The 5,099-nt window shown below is 48.2% G+C and carries 6 protein-coding genes; all 6 read right to left on the minus strand.

All coding sequences use genetic code 11. The features are described 5' to 3' along the window. The coding region (locus QZP87_RS07510; RefSeq protein WP_291322302.1) for a transposase at positions 1-803 on the minus strand (803 nt) is incomplete at its 3' end. Positions 804-1,210: 407 nt separating this feature from the next. After that, on the minus strand, positions 1,211-1,690 hold the full coding sequence (locus tag QZP87_RS07515) for a hypothetical protein (protein ID WP_291322303.1): 480 nt from the start codon (positions 1,688-1,690) through the stop codon (positions 1,211-1,213). A 352-nt stretch (positions 1,691-2,042) separates the two neighbouring features. Continuing rightward, positions 2,043-2,288 (minus strand): DUF2442 domain-containing protein, encoded by a 246-nt coding sequence (locus tag QZP87_RS07520; RefSeq protein WP_291322304.1) that lies wholly within the window; start codon positions 2,286-2,288, stop codon positions 2,043-2,045. Between the two features lie 3 nt (positions 2,289-2,291). Further along, entirely contained in the window at positions 2,292-2,549 is a 258-nt protein-coding gene (locus QZP87_RS07525) for a DUF4160 domain-containing protein (RefSeq protein ID WP_291322305.1), read from the minus strand. 83 nt (positions 2,550-2,632) lie between these two features. After that, entirely contained in the window at positions 2,633-4,057 is a 1,425-nt protein-coding gene (locus QZP87_RS07530; protein ID WP_291322306.1) for a hypothetical protein, read from the minus strand. 200 nt (positions 4,058-4,257) lie between these two features. Then, on the minus strand, positions 4,258-5,099 hold an 842-nt coding region (locus tag QZP87_RS07535; RefSeq protein ID WP_291322307.1), incomplete at its 5' end, for a transposase.

Below are 5,099 nucleotides of genomic sequence, written 5' to 3' on the forward strand. Positions count from 1 at the left end.
AAGTCCTTCCCGCCGATAACCCCGGAATCTGTAAAATACCGGCATCTGTATCTGAAGCGCTCTACTCTGGATATCTTGTAGCCTTTCTTCCTGGCCTTTTCCACAACCTTTTGGTCAATAGTTTTGCCTTTGCCCGCATCCACAGCTCCGGTTTCATATACGAACTGCCTGTACTTGCGGACAATCTCTTTGGGGTCCAGCTCGTTCCATTCCTTGAGCCCAAAATCAATGGATAAGAAACTGTCTTTATTGCCGGCCTGGGTATGGTAACCAAGAGAACTCCAGCGGTAGTCCTCTGGTTTCTTCACAATACCGGCACGGATAGGGTTTAAATCCACATACGCCAGCAGATTAACCAGAGTGCTTCCTTCCTGTACAATCATACTCTTAAACCGGCCACCCCAGAAAAATCCCTGCCGTCTGTGCTTCTTATTATAATACCGGGTAAAGTTCTGCTTGATGTCTTTTACATAAGCACCCAGGCTGCAAAGCCTCTTTTTGACCTCAACCATCCGGTCAGTAGGCATCTCGACCTTGTCACCATAATATTCCTGCCACCTCTTGATGATATCTGAATTAGAAATCTCATCCTCAGGGTGCATCCGGGCTACCAGGTGGAAATGGTTACCCATAACTGCGAAACCCAGCACGTCAACAAAGTAAAGTCTGCTCAATCTGTTGATAAGCCCCAACAGATAATCCTTGTCAGTATCCTTGATGGTAAGGCCTGCCAGAGCAGTACGGGAAATAACGTGATAGACGGTTTGACGGTCATTGCGGATAAAGCGGGCTATGCGGGGCATGAGATACCTCCTTTAAGACTGGTGGTTGAGCTATTGAAAGAATGGATAGCATAAGATGAAATCAAACGCAAGAAGAGACTGTCCCCTTCTTCCCATGAAAAAGGTTTTCCACCCGGCGGGGAGCATGTAATCCATATACACCGACTCGGTGGACATGATTAAAACTCTTACTCCTGCTTTTCTCTCTGTGGGCTCTGCCTGCCAGTGATAATAGACGCAGTCTCAGCGTAGCGGATTTCACCGGGGCGGCTCTAGGCCTGCTTCAGGCCGGGCGTGAGATATTCTTCTTCTTAAGGAATCCCGGTTATTCCTGCTCCCGAAGAAAGCTCTCTACCTCCTGCCTGGCCTGATCAAATCTTTTTTGCAGGATCATTGCCTGTTCCGGCAATTGCTGCACATCGTTCTTTTTAAAAAGCTGTTCCAGGATGTTCTGGTGTCTGCAGATCTTCAGGGCAGGCCGGGTTTGATCTGTCAAAAAAGGCCTGATTAACTATAATAAAATTGTAAACAGGGCTTACTTCTTCATAGGCTTCCGGGCTTAAGTGCTTTTGAAGAAGCTGCAGCCAGGCATTAAGCTGGGCAGGCCAGTATGCAGGCTGGAATCCGTGAGCCCTGTAAGTTCGCAGGACCCAGAAAACCGTATCCACCAGGACCTCGGGGCGGTAGTCCACAAGCAGAGCGGACATGAAACGGGCATGATTGTTGTGGTTGTCCAGCATCATTTCCCGGTTGTTTTTGCCTATGAGTTTTTCCAGGTCTGATCTGGAGTTCATGATCTGGTTCAATTCGTCCACAAGCGAAGGGCTGGCTTCCTGAAATTGCCTTGCGGCCTGCTTTGAGGGCGTCTTGATTTCAGCGGCCTTTTTTATCAGTTCCTGTCTGTTCATCTGGTTTATTCCTTTATTAATAATTATCTGATAAATTCCAACATCAATCACTTGCTGGTCTCAGAGACCTGGCTCCGAAAAAAACAAGCCATGCATGGAATGGGGAATCTGGGGGACTAATTGCCCAAAGCATACCATGCATGAAATGGGGAAGTGGCTGAGGGTCTGCTGGGGGCTGGTGAGAGAACACTGCTGACAACGGCTTTGAAAGCAAAGGATGCTTTTTAAGCTGTTACTCGCGGACTTCGTATGGGAATCTTTGGTCCACGACAATTATTATGCCTGAAGTGAAAAACAAAACACGCATAATAAACCCAACGATAATCTGGGTGCTAGGGCACTCAAGGCCTTCCTATGCTGGGACACGGATCTGCTCATAAAGATACTCAGGGGCTATATCAGCGCCATTGGGCCAGCACAAAGTGCAAAAATCTTGATGGATGGAAAACTGCTTGAAAAAGTCTAGTTGTTTTAACGGGTCAAACATAGGTCCATAAAGTTCGTTTTTCAAATCAACATAACCTTCCGCACCGTCGGCAAACCGGATATAAATTGTGTAATCCTGAACATATCGGGCATCGATAATTTTAGGTATCATGACTTACTCCAATGGTTTTATTTTTGGAGGGTAATCGCCTGCTTGGATACAATCCCAAGCCTCAAGAAGTTCCTGTTGGTGCTCATCATACCATTCCAAGACATGCCGTAAAGATCTTTTTGGAAAGGTTCCGTGAACGACTCCAGTTTTGATATTTACTGTAATCTGATAGTCACCATAAACAGCGTGAAAATGCGGTGGTGGGTGTTCCCGGGGAAAGATACCAATAACGATTCCCAAAAACCGAGATAGTTCAGGCATTCATGGTCTCTGTTAACTGTAAGTTTTGTCGATTTACATTATTATAATCCATCTATTCTTTGCTGGCAAACGCCTTTTTACATTTATTTCTTTGGGGTGAAGAATACCTTGAGCTTGCGCATCAGGGGATTTTTGGCATCTGCAAAGTAGGCATAGGGGTTTTCCCTCAATTTACGCAGCTTTCTGGCCCTGTGGGACATTGGAGGTGGAGCATCCGGGCTGTCTTCCAGCAGGCGACTGCTGTGATGTTTTATGGCTGCAAGCTCTGAAGCCAGCTCTGCTTTCTGTTTACTGTTCAGGGTGTGCATACCCAGCTTCTCCGATATTTTGCGGGCCTGCTTCATGTTTTTGATCAATCGTTTAGGAGCGCTTTTGTCGTGATAGTCTATGCGTATCTGATCCAGAATGTCTACAACAGCCTGAGCCAGCCGCTGGGATTCTGATTTTTGACCCAGTAATGCCGCCAGTTCCTGTTGAGTCTTGATGGGAAGTTTATCCTGGCTTTCTACCTGCTGTCTGCTCAAAAGGCCCTCTTCACCGGCAAGCTCAAACAAGGCCTGTCTGGGGGCGAAAGCCGGCTTGGCCTCAGCAAAAGGAAAGTAGCCTTTGAGCTTGAGCTTTAATTTTTTCCGATTGAAAATCATGGCAAAACCCGCCAGCTTCCAGAGTTCTGGATAAGGTGTGACTGGATCCTGCAGAGTTGCATTGAGGTCCCTGAACTGTTCTTCTTCCTCATCCACCAGGGAATACTCTTCGGGCTGCAGGCAGTAGTCCGCCAGGTACGACTCAGCCAGTGCCAGCTCCTGAAGCTCGGTATCCAGCTCCTGGGCGCTCTGCAGCCTGTAGCTCTCCAGGATTTTATCAAGGGGCAGCTTTAATATGTCTCTGTGCCTGCGCAGGGTCAGACGCCGATTGATCCAGCTGTAGGCCAGCTTGGTCTCAGGAGCCAACTGCAGGGCAGCTTCTACATATTCAATATCCTGAGCTCCAGCTTCAGCAGGAAGAACCGCAGCCCTGACAGTGGAAAAACGGTTGTATCTGTCAGGTTCTCTAAAAAGCAGCTCCCTCATGGCAGCCAGCCTGCGGTTGCCGTTTACTACAATTCCATCACTGGTAATAAGCAGGGCCTCTGTCTGCATGCCCTTTAGTTCCAGCTCCTGGTATATAGGACCCTGGGAATCCTGTGACAGGTTTACCAGAAGACGGTGAAGATCTTTTTGTACCCGGGGCTCTTCCTGCCTTTTGCTGTGGTAATCCGGCTCCAGGCCTTTTTTCTTTTGAAGCTTTTGCAGGTCGGTAATCAGGCGGCCGTTATCAGCCCGGTAAACCAGTTTATCCTGAGAAATATCAATAACCGGAAGTTCACGGTATTGTCCCCGGTAAAGAACAAAGTAACCGCCAGGCCCGGCACCAGCTGTCTTTTCGGCTATCAGGCCGGCTCTTTCCTGTGCTGTACCCGTACCCGGCTGAAAATTTGATTCGGAACTTTTTTCATCTTTATTTGCCATAGCAACCTCTGGAAATTTTTTGCTTAGATATTAAACATTATCTCTTACGCCTCCTCTCTACTAAAGGAGGGCGATGCCCGCAACCCGGATAAGAAAAGAGTTTTTTTGACAGGATTTTAATCTTGTTGCCCAATTCATGCATTGCCTGAAATGGGTAAATGACATGCTTAATTGCCCAAAACATACCATGCATGAAATGGTTAAAGCTGATCTTGTCTGCGCAGGATGTTGTACACAGTTTTCCTGTTCAATTGCAGCCGTTCGGAGATTTCAGTTTTCTTGTAGCCGCGGGCCACAAGCTGTTCCACCAAGTATCTTCTGGCCTTAATTGTCTCAGGGGATCTGGGCTTGCCGGACAAGACCTTGTGCAAAAGATCGTCAAGCTCAGGCAGCTCAGGAAGTTGTTGGCCACTCTTTTGGGCAGCCTGGTCCTTACGTGCCACTTTCTTTAAAAGACCCGGAAACAAACGGACAAGGACGTTCAACAGCTTCTCAATCACTCCCTCCTGCTCCAGGGCATTTCCGGGGGATTGGCTTCCGGCCCCTTGCAACAATGTGGCATAATAATTTCTGGCCTGGTCCTGATCCTGGTCCAGCAAAGTAAGGACAGGGCCTGGATCGACAAAGGAGGACGGGGGGTCAAAGCGGGTGTAAAGACTGCAGGATGACCACCTGTACTCCTGTGCCTGTTTTATCAATCCTGCCCGGACCGGGTTTAGATGAACATAGATCGATGCCGCCAGAAGATAAGTGTTGTCCAGACACACGGCCTGTCTGAAAGGACCGCCGAATATGTGACCGCGCCGTTCATACTTGTGGTTGAAGCGCCTGGCATAACGAAAGAATATGGAATGCATGGCCTGGCTCAGATTGTCCTTGCGGGGTTCCAGAAGGAGGTGGACATGATTGGGCATTAACGCCAGGGCATAAAATTTGACATCATGCTCTTCTGCTGTGTTTTTTAGCAGGCCAAGCATGGTCAGGTAATCGCCGTCCTCCAGAAAAAGCGGTTCCCTGCCTGCAGCTCTCTGGGTAATGTGGG

The organism is Desulfonatronospira sp. (assembly GCA_003563255.1).
In the GTDB taxonomy this organism is placed as follows: Bacteria; Desulfobacterota; Desulfovibrionia; order Desulfovibrionales; family Desulfonatronovibrionaceae; genus Desulfonatronospira.